This window comes from Variovorax sp. 770b2, assembly GCF_900115685.1.
GTDB lineage: Bacteria > Pseudomonadota > Gammaproteobacteria > Burkholderiales > Burkholderiaceae_C > Variovorax.
In genome coordinates, this window is the sequence record NZ_FOXJ01000001.1 from 2,425,523 (window position 1) to 2,444,650 (window position 19,128).

Annotated in this window: 20 protein-coding genes; 5 read left to right on the top strand and 15 right to left on the bottom strand. The window is 68.2% G+C overall.

Annotation, left to right across the window (positions count from 1 at the left end; all coding sequences use genetic code 11):
- Nucleotides 1-7: 7 nt before the first annotated feature.
- From BM133_RS11050 to BM133_RS11080, 7 genes are read right to left on the bottom strand one after another with little or no spacing between them, the layout of a single operon-like run.
- On the bottom strand, nt 8-232 hold the full coding sequence (locus BM133_RS11050) for an acyl-CoA carboxylase biotin carboxyl carrier protein subunit (RefSeq protein WP_093433659.1): 225 nt from the start codon (nt 230-232) through the stop codon (nt 8-10).
- On the bottom strand, nt 225-1,040 hold the full coding sequence (locus BM133_RS11055; protein WP_093433661.1) for a LamB/YcsF family protein: 816 nt from the start codon (nt 1,038-1,040) through the stop codon (nt 225-227). The genes BM133_RS11050 and BM133_RS11055 overlap by 8 nt, the downstream gene beginning before the upstream one ends.
- Nucleotides 1,037-2,044, bottom strand: a complete 1,008-nt coding sequence (locus BM133_RS11060) for a 5-oxoprolinase subunit C family protein (protein WP_093433663.1) — start codon at nt 2,042-2,044, stop codon at nt 1,037-1,039. The genes BM133_RS11055 and BM133_RS11060 overlap by 4 nt, the downstream gene beginning before the upstream one ends.
- Nucleotides 2,041-2,757: a 5-oxoprolinase subunit PxpB gene (pxpB, locus tag BM133_RS11065; RefSeq protein WP_093433665.1), complete on the bottom strand. Its 717-nt coding sequence runs from the start codon at nt 2,755-2,757 to the stop codon at nt 2,041-2,043. The genes BM133_RS11060 and pxpB overlap by 4 nt, the downstream gene beginning before the upstream one ends.
- 17 nt (nt 2,758-2,774) lie before the next feature.
- Nucleotides 2,775-4,175 carry an acetyl-CoA carboxylase biotin carboxylase subunit gene (locus tag BM133_RS11070; protein WP_093433667.1) on the bottom strand — a complete coding sequence of 467 codons (1,401 nt, stop codon included), beginning with the start codon at nt 4,173-4,175 and terminating at the stop codon, nt 2,775-2,777.
- Nucleotides 4,176-4,179: 4 nt separating this feature from the next.
- Complete coding sequence (locus BM133_RS11075; protein WP_093433669.1) at nt 4,180-5,415, bottom strand: MFS transporter; 1,236 nt, start codon at nt 5,413-5,415, stop codon at nt 4,180-4,182.
- Nucleotides 5,416-5,474: 59 nt separating this feature from the next.
- Nucleotides 5,475-6,272 carry a putative hydro-lyase gene (locus tag BM133_RS11080; protein ID WP_371286334.1) on the bottom strand — a complete coding sequence of 266 codons (798 nt, stop codon included), beginning with the start codon at nt 6,270-6,272 and terminating at the stop codon, nt 5,475-5,477.
- Nucleotides 6,273-6,469: 197 nt separating this feature from the next.
- Here BM133_RS11080 and BM133_RS11085 point away from each other — a divergent pair, with 197 nt between their 5' ends.
- Nucleotides 6,470-7,435: a LysR family transcriptional regulator gene (locus BM133_RS11085; RefSeq protein ID WP_093433673.1), complete on the top strand. Its 966-nt coding sequence runs from the start codon at nt 6,470-6,472 to the stop codon at nt 7,433-7,435.
- Here the strand turns inward: BM133_RS11085 and mmsB are convergent, their stop codons facing one another.
- The 5 genes from mmsB to BM133_RS11110 are packed head-to-tail and all read right to left on the bottom strand — an operon-like array spanning nt 7,436 to nt 12,576.
- Complete coding sequence (gene mmsB, locus BM133_RS11090) at nt 7,436-8,332, bottom strand: 3-hydroxyisobutyrate dehydrogenase (protein WP_093433675.1); 897 nt, start codon at nt 8,330-8,332, stop codon at nt 7,436-7,438.
- 33 nt (nt 8,333-8,365) lie between these two features.
- Nucleotides 8,366-9,481, bottom strand: a complete 1,116-nt coding sequence (locus tag BM133_RS11095) for an enoyl-CoA hydratase/isomerase family protein (protein ID WP_093433677.1) — start codon at nt 9,479-9,481, stop codon at nt 8,366-8,368.
- A 28-nt stretch (nt 9,482-9,509) separates the two neighbouring features.
- Complete coding sequence (locus BM133_RS11100; RefSeq protein ID WP_093433678.1) at nt 9,510-10,664, bottom strand: acyl-CoA dehydrogenase family protein; 1,155 nt, start codon at nt 10,662-10,664, stop codon at nt 9,510-9,512.
- Nucleotides 10,661-11,005 (bottom strand): lysozyme inhibitor LprI family protein, encoded by a 345-nt coding sequence (locus BM133_RS11105; protein ID WP_256219138.1) that lies wholly within the window; start codon nt 11,003-11,005, stop codon nt 10,661-10,663. The genes BM133_RS11100 and BM133_RS11105 overlap by 4 nt, the downstream gene beginning before the upstream one ends.
- Nucleotides 11,006-11,052: 47 nt before the next feature.
- Complete coding sequence (locus BM133_RS11110; protein WP_093433680.1) at nt 11,053-12,576, bottom strand: CoA-acylating methylmalonate-semialdehyde dehydrogenase; 1,524 nt, start codon at nt 12,574-12,576, stop codon at nt 11,053-11,055.
- 162 nt (nt 12,577-12,738) lie between these two features.
- Here BM133_RS11110 and BM133_RS11115 point away from each other — a divergent pair, with 162 nt between their 5' ends.
- Both BM133_RS11115 and BM133_RS11120 read left to right on the top strand, forming a co-directional pair.
- On the top strand, nt 12,739-13,698 hold the full coding sequence (locus BM133_RS11115; RefSeq protein WP_093433682.1) for a LysR family transcriptional regulator: 960 nt from the start codon (nt 12,739-12,741) through the stop codon (nt 13,696-13,698).
- A gap of 22 nt (nt 13,699-13,720) precedes the next feature.
- Nucleotides 13,721-14,887: a pyridoxal phosphate-dependent aminotransferase gene (locus BM133_RS11120; RefSeq protein ID WP_093433683.1), complete on the top strand. Its 1,167-nt coding sequence runs from the start codon at nt 13,721-13,723 to the stop codon at nt 14,885-14,887.
- 4 nt (nt 14,888-14,891) lie between these two features.
- Here BM133_RS11120 and BM133_RS11125 read toward each other — a convergent pair whose 3' ends face one another.
- The 3 genes from BM133_RS11125 to BM133_RS11135 all read right to left on the bottom strand — a co-directional run bounded on the left by BM133_RS11125 (nt 14,892) and on the right by BM133_RS11135 (nt 17,464).
- Nucleotides 14,892-15,947, bottom strand: coding sequence for a DUF4241 domain-containing protein (locus tag BM133_RS11125; protein WP_093433685.1), 1,056 nt, complete (start codon nt 15,945-15,947; stop codon nt 14,892-14,894).
- A 70-nt stretch (nt 15,948-16,017) separates the two neighbouring features.
- A complete protein-coding gene (locus BM133_RS11130; protein WP_093433686.1) occupies nt 16,018-16,656 on the bottom strand; it encodes a 3-oxoacid CoA-transferase subunit B in 639 nt (212 codons plus the stop codon).
- Between the two features lies 1 nt (nt 16,657).
- Nucleotides 16,658-17,464 (bottom strand): CoA transferase subunit A, encoded by an 807-nt coding sequence (locus BM133_RS11135; protein ID WP_093433688.1) that lies wholly within the window; start codon nt 17,462-17,464, stop codon nt 16,658-16,660.
- 123 nt (nt 17,465-17,587) lie between these two features.
- On the opposite strand from BM133_RS11135, the gene BM133_RS11140 reads away from it, so the two are divergent.
- A complete protein-coding gene (locus BM133_RS11140; protein ID WP_093435260.1) occupies nt 17,588-18,154 on the top strand; it encodes a LuxR C-terminal-related transcriptional regulator in 567 nt (188 codons plus the stop codon).
- 173 nt (nt 18,155-18,327) lie between these two features.
- Entirely contained in the window at nt 18,328-19,101 is a 774-nt protein-coding gene (locus BM133_RS11145; protein WP_093433690.1) for an alpha/beta fold hydrolase, read from the top strand.
- Nucleotides 19,102-19,128 lie beyond the last annotated feature (27 nt).

The following is a 19,128-nucleotide window of genomic DNA, read 5'->3' on the forward strand; positions in this document are numbered from 1 at the left end:
AATGTCTTTACGCGGAGGCCAGCACGACCAGCACCTGCTCGTCGGTCACCATGTCGCCTTCGGCGGCCAGGATGCGCAGCACCGTGCCCGCGGCCGGCGCTTCCACCGGGATTTCCATCTTCATGGACTCCACGATCAGCAGCGTGGCGCCCTCCTCGACCTGCTGGCCCTCGGCCACCTCGAGCTTCCAGACGCGGCCGCTGACATCGGCCACTATGTTGTGTTCAGGCATGGGTATTTCCTCCGGTTGAATGCGTGCGGTTCGTTGACGGGAATACAGGGGCGGCCACGCGCACGCCGATGGCGTCGAGCGCGCCGCGGATGCGCCGCACGAATGCGAGCGCGCCCGGCTGGTCGCCGTGGATGCACAGCGTGTCGGCGCGCAGCGCGACCTCCTTGCCGCTGGCCGCCCGCACCGTGCCGTGCTGCACCATCTGCAGCACCTGGGCGGTGGCCACGTCGGCGTCCTCGATCAGGGCGCCGGGCTGGCCGCGCGGCGACAGCGAGCCGTCGTCCTGGTAGCTGCGATCGGCAAACACCTCGGCGACCGCCGGCAGGCCCAAGGCTTCGGCGGCGCGAATCATCTCGCTGCCGGCGAGGCCGAACAGCACCAGCCGCGGATCGACCTCGTGCACGGCGCGCGCAATGGCATCAGCCAGTGCGCGGTCCTTCGCGGCCATGTTGTAGAGCGCGCCGTGCGCCTTCACGTGGCTCAGCGTGCCGCCGGCCGCCTTCGCGAAGGCCCACAGCGCGCCGACCTGGTAGACCACCATCGCGTAGACCTCGGCCGGCGACACCTGCATCACGCGCCGCCCGAAGCCCTGCAGGTCGGGCAGGCCAGGGTGCGCGCCGACGCGCACGCCGCGGTGCAGTGCCGCCGCGACCACGCGGCGCATGGTCGATGGGTCGCCGGCATGGAAGCCGCACGCGATGTTGGCCGAACTCACATGGTCGAGCAGCTCGATGTCGTTGCCCATCGCCCAGGCGCCGAAGCCCTCGCCCATGTCGCAGTTGATGTCGATGCGAAGTGCCTGTGTCATTGCGCCTCCCCGGCCGCGCGCACCAGGCTGCGCAGCCGCGCGAGGGCGCGCTCGCGCTCCAGGTAGAGCGACTGCGCCGCCTCGAGCGAAATCGGCTCGAAGCGCAGTGCCTGCTGCGGCGCCAGCTGCGCGACCAGCGGCAGGTCGACACTGGCCACGCAGGCGATCTTGGGATAGCCGCCGGTGGTCTGCCGGTCGGCCATCAGCACGATCGGCTGCCCGTCGGGCGGCACCTGCACCGTGCCGAAGGCCACGCCCTCGGAGATCATGTCCATCGCATGCCGGCGCTCGAGCACCGGTCCTTCGAGCCGGAAGCCCATGCGGTCGGACTGCGGGCTCACGCGGAACTCGGCCTGCATGAAGGCCTCTTGCGCCTGGGCGGTGAACAGCGCCCATTGCTGCCCCGCGATCACGCGCACCGGTGCCGGGCCCGCGGTTTGCGGCGCGATGGCCGGCGCATGCACCTCGGGCTCATGAATCTCGATGAAATCTCTATCGCCCAATCGGGCGACCGAGGCAGCGCAAAGTGGCGGCACACCCCCCACCTCCAGCACGTCGCCCTTCTTCAGCGCCCGCCCCTGCAGCCCGCCGAACGCACCGCGCACATAGGTGCTGCGGCTGTCCATCACGCTGGGCACCGCAAAGCCGCCGCGCACCGCGAGGTAACTGCGCATGCCGTCGATGCGCTTGCCGAAATCCAGCCGCGCACCGGCGCGCACCCGCACGGCGCGGTTCATCGGCAGCTCGGCCTCGCCGATGCGCGCCGACAGGTTCGCGCCGCACAGCGCGATCGCCTGGGTCTCGTGGAACACGAGGCTGGGCCCCATCAGCGTGATCTCGAGCGTGGCCTCGTCTTCGTCGTTGCCGAGCAGCGCGTTGGCGCAGCGGTGCGACCACTCGTCCATCGCGCCGCCCACCACCACGCCCAGGTGCTGGTAGCCATGGCGTCCCCGGTCCTGCAGCAGCGACAGCGCGCCGGGCTTGATGACTTCGATGCCGCTCATCGAGGCACCTCCGTGCCGCCGAAGATGTCGACCGATGCCGGCACGAAGCGGATGCGGTCGCCCGGGCGCAGCAGGCACGGCGATTCGGCTGCCGCGTCGAACAGCTTCAGCGGCGTGCGGCCGATCACGTTCCAGCCGCCCGGCGTTTCCAGCGAATAGACCGAGGTCTGGTCGCGCGCGATCGCCACGCTGCCCGCGGGAATGCGCGTGCGCGGCGTGCCGCGGCGCGGCACGGCGAGCGACGGATCGAGCCCGCCGATGTACGGAAAGCCCGGCGCGAAGCCGAGCATGTAGACGAGGTGCTGCGACGCGACGTGGCGCGCGATCACCTCGGAAGCCTGCAGACCGCAGGCGGCCGCGACCTCTTCGAGATCGGGGCCGAACTCGCCGCCGTAGCAGACGGGGATCTCGACCGTGCGCGCGTCCTCGTCGTGGTGGCGGATGCCGCGCGCGAGCAAGGCGTCGAGCCGCCGGCGCAGCACGTCGTATGGCGACGCGCCCTCCGCGAAGAACTCGGGGCGGTAGTGCACCGCCACGGTGGTGAAGGCCGGAACCACGTCGACGATGCCCGCAATGGGCTCGTCGAGCAGTTCGCGCGCAAAGCTGCGCACGGTGGCGTTGATGGCCGGCTCCACGGCCTGGCCGAACTCCACGACGAGGCAGCGGTCGCCCACCGGGGCGATGCGCCAGGGCGATGTGCTGGAAGAAGTCATCGGTCGCGCCTTCGGGTTCAGCGCACCGCCGGCGCAGCGGCCATCGCTTCGAGCAACCGCGCCCGCTCGCGCTCGACCAGCCCGGTATCGAGCCGCCCGGCTGCGAAGTCCTCGTGGCGGATCACCGCCTTGAGGAACGCGAGGTTGTTCTTCACGCCCTCGATGCGGCTGGTCTCCAGCGCGGCCAGCATGGCGGCGAGCGCCGCGTCGCGGTTCTCGCCCCAGACGATCATCTTGGCGATCATCGGGTCGTAGAAAGGCGTGATCACATCGCCCTGCCGCACGCCGGTGTCCACGCGCAGGTGCGGCGCGGCGGGGGGCAGCGCGAACACGTCGAGCGGGCCTGGCGACGGAAAGAAGTTCTTGGCCGGGTTCTCCGCATAGAGCCGGCATTCGATGGCCGCGCCGTGCGTCGCGATGTCCTCCTGCGCGATCTTCTCGAAGCCCGCGAGCGACGGGCCCGCGGCCGCCAGCTTGATCTGCTGCTGCACCAGGTCCCAACCCGTCACCATCTCGGTGACCGGATGCTCGACCTGGATGCGCGTGTTCATCTCGAGGAAGAAGAATTCGAGCGAGTCCGCATCCACGATGAATTCGACCGTGCCCGGGCCGCGATAGCGCTGATGCGCAGCCAGTGCTGCAGCGGCCTTGGCCATGCGCGCGCGCAACCCGGCCGGCAACCCCGGCGCCGGGCTCTCCTCGATGATCTTCTGGAAGCGCCGCTGGATCGAGCACTCGCGCTCGAACAGGTGCACCGCGCTGCCGTCGCCGTAGCCGAACACCTGGATCTCCACATGCCGCGCGCGCGGCACGTAGCGCTCCAGGTAGATCGTGCCGTCCTTGAACGACTTGGCCGCGAGCTGCTGCGTGGCCGCCACCGAGGCCAGCAGTTTCTCGGGTGCATCCACCAGCCGCATGCCGATGCCCCCGCCGCCGCCCGTGGCCTTGACCAGCAACGGGTAACCCACGGCCGCGGCCGCTTCCTCGATGCCGGCCAGATCGTCGAGTGCGAAGCGCCGGCTGCCCGGCAGCGTCGGCACGCCGGCTGCCTTGGCGATTTCGCGGGCGCGCTCCTTGTCGCCCATCTCCTCGATGCTCTGCGGCGTGGGGCCGATCCACACCACGCCGGCGGCCTCGGCAGCGCGTGCGAAGGCCGTGTTCTCCGAGAGGAAACCGTAGCCCGGATGCACGCCTTTGGCGCCCTGCGCGACCGCGGCTGCCAGGATGCGCTCGTGGTTCAGGTAGCTCTCGGCCGGCGATGCGGGGCCGATGGCGACCGCGCGGTCGGCCATCTCCACATGCAGCGCCTTGGCGTCGGCCTCGGAATACACGGCGACGGTCTCGATGCCGAGTGCCTTGCAGGCGCGAATCACGCGGCAGGCAATCTCGCCGCGGTTGGCGATGAGGATGCGCTTCATCGCGTCAGTCCTCCGACGAGAGCTCGAGGCCGCCCGTTTCGGGCAGCAGCAGCGACGCGATGATCACCAGCAGGTAGCCACCCGCCGCCATGTAGCCGATGGCAATGCCCAGCGGCATCGAGGTGCTCATGTAGCCGATGAGCGCCGGGCAGATCGAGCCGACGGCACGGCCGAAGTTGTAGCAAAAGCCCTGGCCCGAACCTCGCACGCGGCTGGGGAACAGTTCGCTCAGATATGCCCCCATGCCAGAGAAAATCCCCGAGAGAAAGAAGCCGAGCGGAAAGCCGAGCACCAGCATCATCCCGTCGGTGATCGGGATCTGCGTGTACGCAATCACCAGCAGCCCGGCGCACAGCGCGAAGAGCATGAAGCAGCGGCGGCGGCCCAGCTTGTCCGAGAGCCACGCGCTCGTGAGGTAGCCCACGAACGAGCCGAGGATCAGCACCAGGAGATAGCCGCTGGTGTTGAACACCGAGAGGTTGCGCTCCATCTTCAGGTACGTCGGAAGCCACGTGGTCACCGCGTAGTAGGCGCCCTGCATGCCGGTGGCCAGGAGGCTCGCAAGGATCGTGGTCTTGAGCAGCTTGGGCGAGAAGATCTCCAGGAAGTTGCCCTTGTCGCCCTCCGCCTTCATGCGCGCACGGGTCTGGTGGTAGACCTCGGGGTCGCTGATGTTGCGGCGGATGTAGAGGATCAACAGCGCCGGCAGCACGCCGATCCAGAACAGCACGCGCCAGGCGAGCGCCGGCTCCAGAAAGGCATACACCGCCCAGAACGCGATGGCCGAGATGCCCCAGCCCACCGCCCAGCTGCTCTGCACCAGCCCCACCGCCTTGCCGCGGTGGCGCGCCTGGATCATCTCGGCGATCAGCACCGAGCCCACCGACCACTCGCCGCCGAAGCCCAGCCCCTGCAGCGCGCGCGTGACGAAGAGCTGCTCGGGCGACTGCGTGAAGCCGCTCAGGAAGGTGAAGAAGCTGAACCACAGCACCGTCAGTTGCAGGATGCGCACGCGGCCGTATTTGTCGGCCAGGATGCCCGCGAGCCAGCCGCCGATGGCCGAGGTGACCAGCGCACCGGTCGCGATGTAGCCGGCCTCGGTCTTGGTCATGCCCCACACCAGGATCAGCGTGGGGATCATGAAGGTGTAGATCATGTAGTCGAACGCATCGACGCCGTAGCCGGCGAAGGCGGCGACCAGCGTCCGGCGCTCCTGGGGTTTGGTTTCCTGCAGCCACATGGTGGAAATCCTCTAGGTGATGAAAAACAGAAAGACGGGTGTCGAAGAACGAGCGGCGCTCAGGCGAACGGAAGGTCGCGGTTGAGCAGGTCGGTGACCAGCATGTACCCCGGCGAGTGCGTGATGCACAGCGCGGGCTTGGCAGCCATCACCACCGCCTGCGGCGTCACGCCGCAGGCCCAGAACACGGGCAGCTCGTCGGGCGCGACGCGCACCGCGTCGCCGAAGTCGGGCCGGGCGATGTCGGCGATGCCGATGAGCGAGGGGTCGCCGATGTGCACCGGCGCGCCGTGCACCCTGGGCACGCGCGCGGTGATCTGCACCGCGCGAATGGCGTCGGCCGCCTTCATCGGCCGCATCGACACCACCATCGGCCCGTGGAAGGGGCCGGCCGGCACGGTCTGGATGTTCGTCCTGTACATGGCCACGTTCTTGCCCTCCTCCACGTGGCGCAGCGGAATGCCCGCATCGATGAGGCCGTGCTCGAACGAGAACGAGCAGCCCAGCACGAACGCCACGAAATCGCCCTGCCACAGGGCCTTCAGGTCATTCACCTCGTCCACCAGCACGCCCTCGCGGTAGACGCGGTAGGCGGGCACGTCGGTGCGGATGTCGATGTCGCGGCCCAACGTGGGCAGTTGCGGGTTGCCGGGCTGGCCGACCGCCAGCAGCGGGCACGGCTTCGGGTTGCTCTGGCAGAAGCGCATGAAATCCGAGGCCAGCTCCACCGGCAGGATCGCCAGGTTGCCCTGCACGTGCGCCGGAGTCAGCCCGCTCGTGTGGCGGCGCCAGCGGCCCGCCCGGATGGCCTGCCGTGCCTCGAAGGCGTTTGCGAAAGTCTCGTCGGGCGCCTGCATCGCACTGCCCGTATCCACCAATTCCATTGGGTACCTCTTGATGTCATGCTTTTGTGCTGGTGCAGGACTTGCATGCCGGCACACCGTCAATGGGGGGCGATGAAATCACGGCACGCCGATGACGTCGACTCAGAAATTGTTCGAGCCCTCGATAAGATTTTTTTAAGAACCGCCTTGCACCGAACACCGACGGACCGATGAACACACGCTTTCTGGAGACGCTGGTCGTCCTTTCCCGCCTGAAGAGCTTTCGCGAGACCGCGCAGGTGCTGCACACCACGCAGGCGGCCGCATCGCAGCGCATCGCGGCCCTGGAAGACGAACTAGGGGTTTTCCTTGTTGACCGCTCCAATCGCACCCTGACCCTCACGCCCATGGGCGAGCAGGTGGTGCGCCAGGCCGAGCGCATGCTGGCGCTGGAGCGCGAGCTCAAGCTCGCGACGCAGCCCGATGCGCCGCCCGCCGGGCGCGTGCGCATCGGTGTGATCGAGACGGTCGTGCACACCTGGCTCACGCCGCTGATCCACGGCATCACGCGGCGCTTTCCGGCGGTGGACCCGGACATCACCGTCGAGCCCGCGCGCAACCTCAGGGAGCAATTCCGCCAGCACAAGCTCGATCTGCTGATCCAGAACGATCCCGTGGAAGAAGCGGCCGGCAACGTGGAGCTCGAGGTGACGCCGCTGTCGCGCTTTCCGATCCGCTGGATCGCCCGGCCCGACGTGTGGCCCACGCAGGAGGTGCTCGCGCTCGAAGACCTGGAGCGCATTCCCGTGCTGACCTACGTGCGCACCTCCAGCCCGCACGCGCACGTGCGCGCGCTGTTCGCGGGGCGCGAGGCCGAGCCGCGCATCTGCAGCTTTCCGTCGGTGCAGTCGATCGTGCAGCTGGTGAAGGAAGGCTTCGGGGTGGCGGCGATTCCGCCGATCTTCGTGCAGCGCGAAATCGAAGCCGGGGACCTGAAGCTCTGCGAGGGGCCCGCCCTGCCGCCGCTGGTGGTGACGGTGACGCGGCCTCGGGAATCGTCGCCCGCCGTGACGGCGGTCGACACCATCATCCGGGAGGTGGTGGCCAGCTACTGCAAGGCGGCCGGGCCGCCGTGGGCGATCGACCTGCAGGAGGAGCTCGATGCCCTTCCCGCTGCGCCCCTCGCCGGCACCTGATCAGGACGCCTTCTGCACCAGCTTCAGCACGCTGGAGAAGTCCAGCGCGCCGTGGCCCGCCAGGCTGTGCGCCGCATACAGGCTGCGCGCGAGGCCGCCCAGGGGCGTGGCGGCGCGCACGGCCGCCGCGTTCTCCTGCGCCAGGCCCAGGTCCTTGAGCATCAGGTCGGTGCCGAAGCCGCCCACGTAGTTCTTCGAGGCGGGCGATGCCTCCATCACGCCGGGCATCGGGTTGTACTTCTCGAGCGCCCAGTTGCCGCCCGAGCTGCGGCGCATGATTTCGGAGAGCACCTTCGGATCGAGCCCGTTGGCCACCCCGAGCGCCAGCGCCTCGGAGGTGCCGATCATGAGGATGCCGAGCAGCATGTTGTTGCAGATCTTGGCAGTCTGCCCCGCGCCTGCCGCGCCCGCGTGGAAGATGTTGGCGCCCATCTTCTCGAGCACCGGGCGCGCGCGCTCCAGGTCGCGCGTCTCGCCACCGACCATGAAGGTCAGCGTGCCGGCGATCGCGCCGCCGGTGCCGCCCGAGACGGGCGCATCGATCATCGCGATGCCCTTGGCCTCCGCCGCTTCGGCCACCTTGCGCGAGGTGGCGGCGGCGATGGTGCTGCTGTCGATCACGAGCGTGCCGGCGCGGATGCTGTCGAGCAGCCCGGGCTTGCCCACGCCGCCCAGGTACAGGCCTTCGACGTGCGCGCTGGCCGGCAGCATGCTGATGACGACTTCGGCGTCGGCCACGGTCTCTGCGGCCGACTTGGCAATCGGCAGCCCCTCGGCGCCGAACTTCCTGCAGGCGTCGGCCGAGAGGTCGAAGGCGCTGAGCGTGTGGCCGGCCTTGAGCAGGTTCAGGGCCATCGGGCCGCCCATGTTGCCCAGGCCGATGAATGCGATCTTCATGTGTTTGTCTCCGTTGTCTTTGTGAATGCGGTGTCAGACCAGCGATGCGAGTTCGGCCGGCATCTCGCCGCGCGGGCGCAGGTGGTCGTCGATGAAGGCGGGCGTGATCTCTTCGATCGTCGCGGGGTTCCAGCGCGGGTTGCGGTCCTTGTCGATGAGCACCGCGCGGATGCCCTCGGCGAAGTCCTTGTGCGCGCAGAAGCCCAGCGACGCCCAGTACTCGAGCCGGAACACCTCGGCCAGCGACATGCGGTGCACGCGCTGCCAGAGCTCGAAGCTCAGCGCGGCCGAACTCGGCGCGCCCTTCACGAAAGTCTTGGAAGCGGACTGCAGCCACGGGTCTTCGCTCTGCAGGCCGCGCAGGCGGTTGGCGATGTCGAGAAGGTCGTCGCCGGCCATCAGCGCGTTGATGGCGTCGTAGTGCTCGCGCACCTTCGACGCCGGCAGCTCGGCGCCCTCGCCCGCCTTCGCGAGGATGCGCGAGAGCGTGGCGCGATCGGCCTTGCTCTCGCCCGCCCATGGCGCGGAGGCGACGGCGTCGAGCACCTGGTTCTTGCGCTCCTGCGGCACCAGCACGTCGGCCAGGCCACAGAAGATGGCATCGGCGGCGTTCAGGTTCGCGGCCGTGAGCGCCAGGAACAGCCCGGTGCGGCCGGGCGTGCGGCGCAGGAACCAGCTGCCGCCCACATCGGGGTACAGGCCGATGGCGATCTCGGGCATCGCGATGCGGCTCTGCGTCGTCACCACGCGGTGCGAGCAGCCCGACATCAGGCCCACGCCGCCGCCCATCACGATGCCGTGGCCCCAGCAGAGGAAGGGCTTGGGAAAGGTGTGGATCAGGTAGTCGAGCTCGTACTCTTCGCGGAAGAAGTCCTCGGCGTAGGTGTTGCGCGCGGGGCCGCATTCCAGCAGCGTCTGGTAGAGCTGGCGCAGGTCGCCGCCCGCGCAGAAGGCCTTCTCGCCGGCCGCCTGCAACAGCACGCCGACGATGCCGTCGTCTTTCGCCCACTCGCGCAGCTTGGGCGTGAGCAGGCGAACCATGTCCACGGAAAGTGCGTTGAGCGACGCGGGGGCGTTGAGCGTGGCGGTGGCGAAGCGCTGGCCGCCGGCGGTCTTGATTTCGTCGAAGAGAACTACGGAGTCGGTCATTGTCTTGAGGGGTTCCGGATGCGGGGCGTCAGCGGATATCGCTGTCCCCTTCCAGCAATTTTCGCGCAACGATCACGCGCATGATTTCGTTGGTGCCTTCCAGGATCTGGTGCACGCGGGTATCGCGCACCAAGCGTTCCAAAGGGAACTCGCTGAGGTAGCCGTAGCCGCCGTGCAGCTGCAGCGCGTCGTTGCAGATGTTGAAGCCCGCATCGGTCGCGAAGCGCTTGGCCATGGCGCAGTAGGTGCTGGCGTCGGCATGGCCCGCATCCAGCTTCGATGCGGCAAGCCGCACCATCTGCCGCGCGGCGACCAGCTCGGTCGCCATGTCGGCCAGCTTGAACTGCAGCGCCTGGAAGCTGGCGATCGGCTTGCCGAACTGCTGGCGCTCGTGCAGGTAGCGGCGCGCCGCATCGAGCGCGCCCTGCGCCGCGCCCACCGAGCAGGTCGCGATGTTGATGCGCCCGCCGTCCAGCCCCTTCATGGCGATGCGAAAGCCCTCGCCTTCCTTGCCCAAGAGGTTCTCGGCCGGGATGCGCACGTTGTCGAAGTTGATGGTGCGCGTGGGCTGGCTGTTCCAGCCCATCTTGTGTTCCTTCTTGCCGTAGCTCACGCCGGGCGCATCGGCCGGCACCGCGAAGGCCGAGATGCCGCCCGCGCCGCCGCCGCCCGTGCGCGCCATCAGCACCAGCACATCGGTCGCGCCCGCGCCCGAGATGAAGGCCTTGCCGCCATTGATGACGTATTCGTGGCCCTGCAGTTCGGCGCGCGTCTTGAGCGAACCGGCATCCGACCCGGCGCCCGGTTCGGTGAGGCAGTACGACGCGAGCTTGCGACCGCTCGTGAGGTCTTCGCCCCATTGCGCGGCCACCGCGTCGGTCGCCCAGGTGCCCAGCATCCACGTCGCCATGTTGTGGATCGTGATGAAGGCCGTGGTCGAGGGGTCGACCGCGGCCATCTCCTCGAACACCAGCGCCGCATCGAGCCGCGGCAGGCCGAGACCGCCCACGCGCTCGGGCGCATAGAGCCCGCAAAAGCCCAGCTCGCCGGCCTTGGCGATGGCCTCCTTCGGAAAGATGGCTTCCGCGTCCCACTGCGCCGCATGGGGCGCGAACTCGGCCCGTGCGAAGTCGCGCGCGGTCTGTGCAAAGGCGTTCTGTTCTTCGGACAGTTCGAAGTTCATTGTTCGCGACCCTTCCAGCGATCCAGTTCGTCGGTCCGTTTGCGGGTCGATTTCTCCAGGCATGCGCTGAACACCAGCGGCCAGATCGAGCCGCCTTCGTTCGCTTTCGCGGCCCGCTTGCAAGCGGGGTCGCGGCCCTTGAGCCAGGCGCGCTGCTCGGTGCGCAGCGCGACGCGCATCTGCGGCGAGAGCGTCTTCATCGCTTCGCCGTAGCGGATGTTGAGCACGGCATCCGCTGCACGAAAATCGCGCGCCGCGCAGGCGTTCATCTGCTGCTGGTTCCCGTTGGGATCGCAGTCGTCCGGACCGGCGTCGGCGGCTTGCGCGCCGCCGGCGAGCAATGCGAACGCAGCAACGGCACCCCAGGCCGCGACGCGAAGCCCGTGCCTCATTTGAGGCTGATCGTGGTGTTGACGCCGTGCGAGACGGTGCTGTCGTCGAACCAGCGTGCCGTCACGGTCTTGGTCTGCGTGTAGAACATGATGACCTGCTTGCCGTAGGGGCCGAGGTCGCCGAGCTTGGAAGCGCGCGAGCCGGTGAACGAGAACATCGGGACCGGCACCGGAATCGGCACGTTGATGCCGACCTGGCCGACATCGATGTCTTCCTGGAAGCGGCGCGCCGCGGCGCCCGACTGCGTGAAGATGGCCGTGCCGTTGCCGTTCGGGTTGCTGTTGATCATCTCGATGGCTTCGTCGATGGTCTCGGCATCGGCCACGCACAGCACCGGGCCGAACACTTCCTGGTCATAGATCGTCATGCCGGGCTTCACGCCCGTGAAGATCGTCGGGCCGACGAAGTTGCCCTTCTCGTAGCCGGGCACAGTGGGCTTGCGGCCGTCGAGCACGAGCTTGGCGCCGTCGGCCTCGCCGCGTTCGATGAGGCTGTTGACGCGGTCATAGGCTGCGCAGGAAACCAGCGGGCCCACGTCCACGCCCTTCTCGGTGCCGGCACCGATCTTCAGCGTCTTCGCCTTGGCAATCAGCTCGGGCACCCAGTTGCGCGCCTCGCCCACCAGCACCGCCACCGACACCGCCATGCAGCGCTGGCCGGCCGCACCGAAGCTCGCGCCGGCGAGCGCATTGAGCGTCTGCTCCTTGTTCGCGTCGGGCATCACGATGGCGTGGTTCTTCGCGCCCATCATGCATTGCGCACGCTTGCCGGCCAGCGTCGCGCGGTTGTAGACGTGCGTGCCGACCTTGGTCGAACCGACGAAGCTGATCGCCTTGATGTCCTTGTGGTCGCAGATGCCGTTGACGATGGCCTCGCCGCCGTGCACCACGTTCAGCACGCCGGGCGGAATGCCGGCTTCGAGCGCCAGTTCGCACAGGCGCATGGTGACCATCGGGTCCTGTTCGGAGGGCTTCAGCACGAAGGTGTTGCCGGTGACGATGGCCATCGGGAACATCCACAGCGGGATCATGGCGGGGAAGTTGAACGGCGTGATGCCGGCGCACACGCCCAGCGGCTGCAGCAGCGTGTAGGTGTCCACGCCATTGGCCACGTTGTTGGCCAGCTCGCCCAGTTGCAGGTTGCCGATGTTGGAGGCGTGCTCCACCACTTCGAGGCCACGGAACACGTCGCCTTCTGCGTCGGGCAGGGTCTTGCCCTGTTCGGCGGTGAGGATGGCCGCCAGCTCGCCCATGTGTTCACGGATGAGTTGCTGCAGCTTCAGGAAAATGCGGGCGCGCGCGCCGATGGGGGTCTTGCGCCAGGTCTTGAAGGCTTCCTTGGCGGAGGCCACGGCGGCATCGAGTTCGGCTTGCGTCGCGAAGGGCACGCGGGCCAGCACCTGCTGGGTGGCCGGGTTGACGATGTCGCGCCATTCGGTGGTCTTGGATTCGACGAGCTTGCCGCCGATCAAGAGCTTGACGGTGGCGATCTGGGTCGAAGGGGTGGTGGTGGCGTCCATGGGGGTTTGTCTCCTGTGAATCTCGGGAAGGCGATGCCGGTTCGGACCGGTGCAGCCCGCATCCTAGCTTTGCAGATTTGCGATGACAATAGACAAATATGCGCCACGGCTTTGCAAAAATGCAGATCCCGATCCGGCGACAACCAGGAGGCACGCGAGCACATGGACTGGGACAACCTGCGCTACTTTCTCGAACTGGCCCGCTCGGGCACGCTGATGAGCGCGGCGCGCCGGCTGGAGGTGGACCACACCACGGTCGCCCGGCGCATCCAGTCACTCGAAAAGGAAGTCGGCGCCCCGCTCTTCTCGCGCGAATCGGGCGGCCACCGGCTCACCGAAGCGGGCCGCCGGCTGCAGCCGCAGGTCGAGGCGATGGAGAGCGCCTTCCAGGCCGTGGAGAGCACTGCGCCTGCCTCGCAGGAGGGCCTGTCGGGCCTCGTGCGCATCGGCGCCACCGAGGGCTTCGGCACGGTGGTGCTCGCGCCGCAGCTCGCGCTCTTCGCGGCGCGGCACCCCAAGCTCACCATCGACCTGCTGGCGATGCCGCGGCTGGTGCACCTGTCGCGGCGCGAGGCCGACATCGTGATCTCGCTGGAGCGCCCGGCGCGCGGGCCGGTGGTGGTGACCAAGCTCACCGACTACACGCTGCGGCTCTATGCATCGAAGCAGTACCTCGCCGCGCACAAGCCGGTCAAGACGCGCGAAGACCTGCGCGGCCACACCTTCATCAGCTACGTGGACGACCTGCTGTTCAGCAAGGAGCTGCAGTACCTGGACGAGCTGCACCGGCCCGATGCGTTCGCGCTGCGCAGCACCAGCGTGCTCGCGCAGCACCGGGCCGTGGTGGCGGGTGCGGGAATCGCGGTGCTGCCGGCGTTCGTGGCAGAGAAAGACAGCGCGCTGAAGCCGGTGCTGCGGGGCCAGGCGAACTTCACGCGCACGTTCTGGATGTCGATGCCGGCAGAGACCAAGCACCTGGGGCGCATGCAGGCCGTGTGGAGCTTCCTGCGCGAGACGGCGCAGGCGCAGCAAGCAGTGCTGCTGCCGCAGAATGCCGGAGAATCCGAACAGCAAACCGACGCGCCCCCACGGCCGGTGCGCCCGCGCAAGCGGGGCGCATAGCACGTCATCGCAGGAGACACGCATGCCCCGTCACCGCCCCGCACGGCTCGAACACATCGCAGGCATCGGCGTCGACCGCATGGGCGCCATCGCGGACGATGCGGAGGGGCCGCCCTTTCTCCGGCTCGAGAACCTCGACGTCGATATCCCACCGGACCCTGAAGCCGTCGCGCGCACCCTGCGCGCGGCCTCGGAAGATTCGGACAACAGCTACCTGCCCTTCGTCGGCCAATCGCGATTGCGCGAAATTGCCGCGCGGCATGTGTCGGCGCTCTCGGGCGTGGACTACGGCCCGCGCAACTGCGTGATCTCCGCGGGCGGCCTCTCGGGCATCCTCAATGCGCTGCTCGCGACGGTCGAGGTGGGCGACGAGGTGCTGGTGACCGATCCGACCTATGCGGGCCTGCTCAACCGCATCCGCCTCGCAGGCGGCACGCCGAAGTACGTGCCCTTCCAGTTCACGCCCGGTGGCGAATGGAAGCTGGACCGCGCGGCGCTGCAAACCGCCATCGGGCCGCGCGTGCGCGTGATGCTGCTGATGTCGCCGTCGATGCCGACGGGCGGTTGTTTCGATGACGACGACTGGCGCGCCATCGCCGCGCTGTGCGTGCGGCATGACCTGACGCTGATCCTCGACACGGCCATGGAGCGCCTGCTCTACGACGGGCGCAAGGTGATTCACCCGGCGGGCCTCCCCGGCATGGCCGAGCGCACGATCACGGTGGGCTCGTCGGCCAAGGAACTGCGCATGATCGGCTGGCGCGTGGGCTGGACCGTGGCGCCGGAAAGCTACATGCCCGATTTGGTGGCCGTGTCGCTCGCCAATGTGGTCGTGCCCGTCGGCATCGCGCAGGACGCGGTGGCCACGGCGCTGGAACAGTCCGCTCGCACGCTCGCGCCGTATGTGGCCGAACTGGAACGCCGGCGCGACACGGTGCTGGACGAACTCAAGGGCCTGCCGGTCGGCATTCCGGCCGGTGGCTGGTCGCTGTTGCTGCGGACCAGCGATTTCGGCATCGACGGACAGACGCTGTCGGAACGTCTCCTGAAAGCACGCGTCTGCGCGACGGCGATGAAAGGCTGGGGCGAAACGCATGGCGCGCAGTACCTGCGCTTCGTGTTCTCCAACGAGCCCGTCGAGCGGCTGCGCGGGCTCAGCGACAAGGTGCGCGCTGCGCTGGGCGCTTGAGCGCTCAGGAGAAGAGGCGCTTCAGGAATCCGGGCTTTGCCACCGGCGCCGCGGCTTTTTCCAGCAGCTCGATCATCCCGTCGATGCGCGGCTTCTTGAGCCCCCGCGCGTAGTCGATGTAGCTCTCTTCCTTGTCCATGCTGTAGAACTGCGGCGGCATCGGCAGGCCCTGCACCGCCGCCAGCAGCACGCGCAGCGCGTCGAGCCGGTTCATGCGGATGGCGCTCGTGATCGCGGTCTCGCCGAACGACGGAATGATCTCGTTGGGCTGCGCGAGCCCCGCGCCGAGCAGCGTCCCGATCGCCGCGGCATCGCCTTCGACCGCCGCCGCGCCCAATGCATCGAGCGCCTTGTGCTTCTCCGGCGAAAGACTGGCCTTGTAGGCATCGCTGCGCTTGTCGTCTTCGTCGCGCGCGTCGCCGCCTTCCATGGTCATGAAGTCGGTCACGAGCGCCACGGGCTCGCCCGCTGCATCGAGCGCCCAGAAGCTCGGGTAGCTGCCGTCGCCCCAGCCGGAGCGGAAGATCACCATGTTGCTCGCCGAACCCGGCCCGAGCGGAAAGTGGTCGACGACGTCGGCATCGCCCATCTCGCCGGCGAGCACGTCGTCGTAGTAGTTGCTGAAATCGGGGTCGGCGGCTTCGCGCTTGTCGCGCTCGGCCATCGCGGTTGCGGCCTCCGGGCCCATGAAGCAACCGAGGCCTGCGTCGACCGGGTAGCCGTAGAACTCGTCGTCGCCCAGCGCGTCGGGCGACTCCCCTTCGATCAGCGCCATCTGCCAGGTCAGGTCGGCGGCGCGCACGCTGCCGCGGTCACGCAGCCACAGCACGGCCAGCGCATGCCGGCCCTTGTCGTGCAGCACTTCGACGGGGAACGCGCCGCGCGCCTGCAGTTCGCGCGCAAAGGGCTGGCGCTCGGGCTGCACCAGCGGGTCGCAGGCCACGATGCGGCCGCTCGTGATGTTCAGGGCGCCGCAAGGCAGGCGCTGCAGATGCACTGCGCGAAGCGCCTCGTCGTCGAGAAAGATGCTGCGAAGGTTGTCGATGTCGAGATAAGCCATGTGCGTAGTTTCTCATCCAAGAAAAAAGGGCCGCGAAAGCGGCCCCTTGTCGTCGTGGTGCGGGCGCACCTTACTGGATCAGCTTGGCACCCGTCTTCGCCTGCAGCGCATCGAAGCTCACGCCGGGCGCCAGCTCGATCACCTTCAGGCCTTCGGGCACCACGTCCATCACCGCGAGGTCGGTGATGATGCGGTCGACCACGCCCACGCCGGTCAGCGGCAGCGTGCACTTCTCCAGGATCTTCAGGTCCTCGGTGCCGTCCTTCTTCTTGGCCACGTGCTCCATCAGCACGATCACGCGCTTCACGCCGGCCACCAGGTCCATGGCGCCGCCCATGCCCTTGACCATCTTGCCGGGGATCATCCAGTTGGCCAGGTCGCCTTCGGCGCTCACCTGCATGGCGCCCAGGATCGACAGGTTGATCTTGCCGCCGCGGATCATCGCGAAGCTGTCGTGGCTGCCGAAGATGGCCGAGCCGGGGATGGTGGTCACGGTCTGCTTGCCGGCGTTGATGAGGTCGGCGTCGACGTTGTCCTCGGTCGGGAAGGCGCCGATGCCGAGCATGCCGTTCTCGCTCTGCAGCCACACTTCCTTGGTGCCGGTGTGGTTGGCCACCAGCGTCGGGATGCCGATGCCCAGGTTCACGTAGAAGCCGTCTTCGAGTTCTTGCGCGGCACGGGCCGCCATCTGGTCTTGGGTCCAGGGCATGTCAGGCTCCTTCTTTCTTGTTGACGACCTTGGCGGGCACTTCGCTGCCGGCCGCAGCCTGCGCGATGGCGGCCTGGGCCTCGACCTTGGCGGCAGCCGCATCGGCCGGCACCGCGGCGCTCACGGTGCGCTTCTCGATGCGCTTCTCGGGGTTGCTGTTGAGCACGATGCGGTGCACGTAGATGCCCGGCAGGTGGATGTCGTCCGGTGCCAGTTCGCCCACTTCGACGATCTTCTCGACCTCGACGATGCAGACCTTGCCGGCCATCGCGGCTGCGGGGTTGAAGTTGCGTGCCGTGAGGCGAAAGCGCAGGTTGCCCGACTTGTCGGCCACGTCGGCCTTCACCAGCGCCACGTCGGGCACGAGCGAATGCTCCATGACGTAGGTCTCGCCGCCGAACTCGCGCAGTTCCTTGCCCTCGGCCACTTGCGTGCCCACGCCGGTCTTGGTGAAGAAGGCCGGAATGCCGGCGCCGCCCGCGCGCAGCTTTTCGGCCAGCGTGCCCTGGGGCGTGAATTCGAGCTGCAGTTCGCCCGCGAGGTACTGGCGCTCGAACTCCTTGTTCTCGCCCACGTAGGAGGCGATCATCTTCTTGATCTGGCGCGTCTCGAGCAGCTTGCCGAGGCCGAAACCGTCGACGCCCGCGTTGTTCGAGATGACGGTGAGGTCCTGCACGGCGGAGTCCTTCAGCGCCTCGATCAGCGCCTCGGGAATGCCGCACAGGCCGAAGCCGCCGACCGCGAGCGTCTGCCCGTCGGCCACGACCCCCTTGAGTGCCGCGTCTGCGGAGGGATAAATCTTGTTCACTCGGGCTCCTTGATGGAATGGTGAAGAGTGGGTGGGTGATGGGGTGGGAAGCCGTCAACGATACTACGTACCCGCATACGTAGTATTTCGTAATGGTGACCCCCGATGCCCGAGATCGCCCTCCTGCCTGAAATCGACTACCGGCTGGCTTTCGAGCATGCCCCCGTCGGCATGGTCGTCTCGAGCAACCGCACCATCGTGGCCTGCAACCAGCGGGTGTGCGAGATCTTCGGCGCAACGCCCTCTGCCCTGGTGGGGCATTCGTTCAGCATCCTCTACCCCAGCGTGGCCGAGTTCGAGCGCATCGGCAAGCGCATGGAACCGTTCCTGAACGCCAACGGCAACTACGCCGACAACCGCATGATGAAACGGCTGGGCGGCCTGCATGGCGCGATGGCCGGCGAGACCTTCTGGTGCCACGTCACCGGCCACGCGATGAACCGTGCCGCGCCGCACGAGGCCGGCATCTGGACCTTCGAGGACCTGGGCTCGCGCCGCGCGGTGAAGGCCGAGCTCACGCCGCGCGAGCGCGAGGTGGCGGCGCAGGTGATGCGGGGGCTGACCTCCAAGGAGATCGGCAAGGCGCTGGGCATCAGCCACCGCACGGTGGAGCTGCACCGGGCGCGGCTGATGCGCAAGTACGCGGCGGCGACCACCGCGGAGCTGGTGCAGAAGCTCATCGCGGGCTAGCTTGCGCCGCGAGCCGGACCGCGTGTCCGGCCTCCATGTTTCGTCTGTAATCCGCGCCCGCTTCATCTGCATCGAAACGGGGGCGGACGCAATTCGTGCGGAACGCGTGACGCCGAGAGTACGGACATCGACTCTCTCTTCATCACCCGTTGCCACACAAGGACCCAGACACCATGAACCGTCGCTCTTTCTCCGCCGCCATCGTCGCAGGCGTTGCCGCATCCGCCCTCTCCACCCGCGGCCTCGCGCAGACGCTGGCACCGGGCGTGCGCAACGTGGTGCTGGTGCACGGCGCCTATGCCGACGGCTCCTGCTGGTCCGACGTGATCGGGCGGCTGCAGCAAGCGGGCCTGAAGGCCACCGCGGTGCAGAACCCGCTGACCTCGCTGGCCGACGACGTGGAGGCCACGCGGCGCATCCTGGCATTGCAGGACGGCCCGACGGTGCTGGTCGGCCACTCGTGGGCCGGCACGGTGATCAGCGAGGCGGGTGTCGACCCCAAGGTGTCGGCGCTCGTCTACGTGGCCGCGCGCGCCCCCGATGCCGGTGAGGACTACGGCGCGCTCGCCGCGAAGTTCCCCACGCCGCCCGCCTCCGCCGGCCTGGTCAAGGCGAACGGCTTTGCGCAGCTGAGCGAAGAGGCGTTCCTCCGCGACTTCGCGGGCGACCTCGATCCGGCCAGGGCGCGCGTGCTGTACGCCGTGCAGGGCCGCATCTCCGACACGCTTTTCGCCTCGCGCACCACGCAGGCCGCATGGCGCACCAAGCCCTCGTGGTACGCGGTTTCCACCAAGGACCGGACCACCTCGCCCGAGCTGGAGCGCTTTCTCGCCCAGCGCATGAAGGCGAAGACGATCGAGATCGAATCCAGCCATCTTTCATTGATTTCGCACCCGGACCGGATCGCCAGCCTGATCCTGGAGGCGGCGGGAAGTTCCAGGACCTGAACGCCCGATCGTTGCGAAAACGGAAAC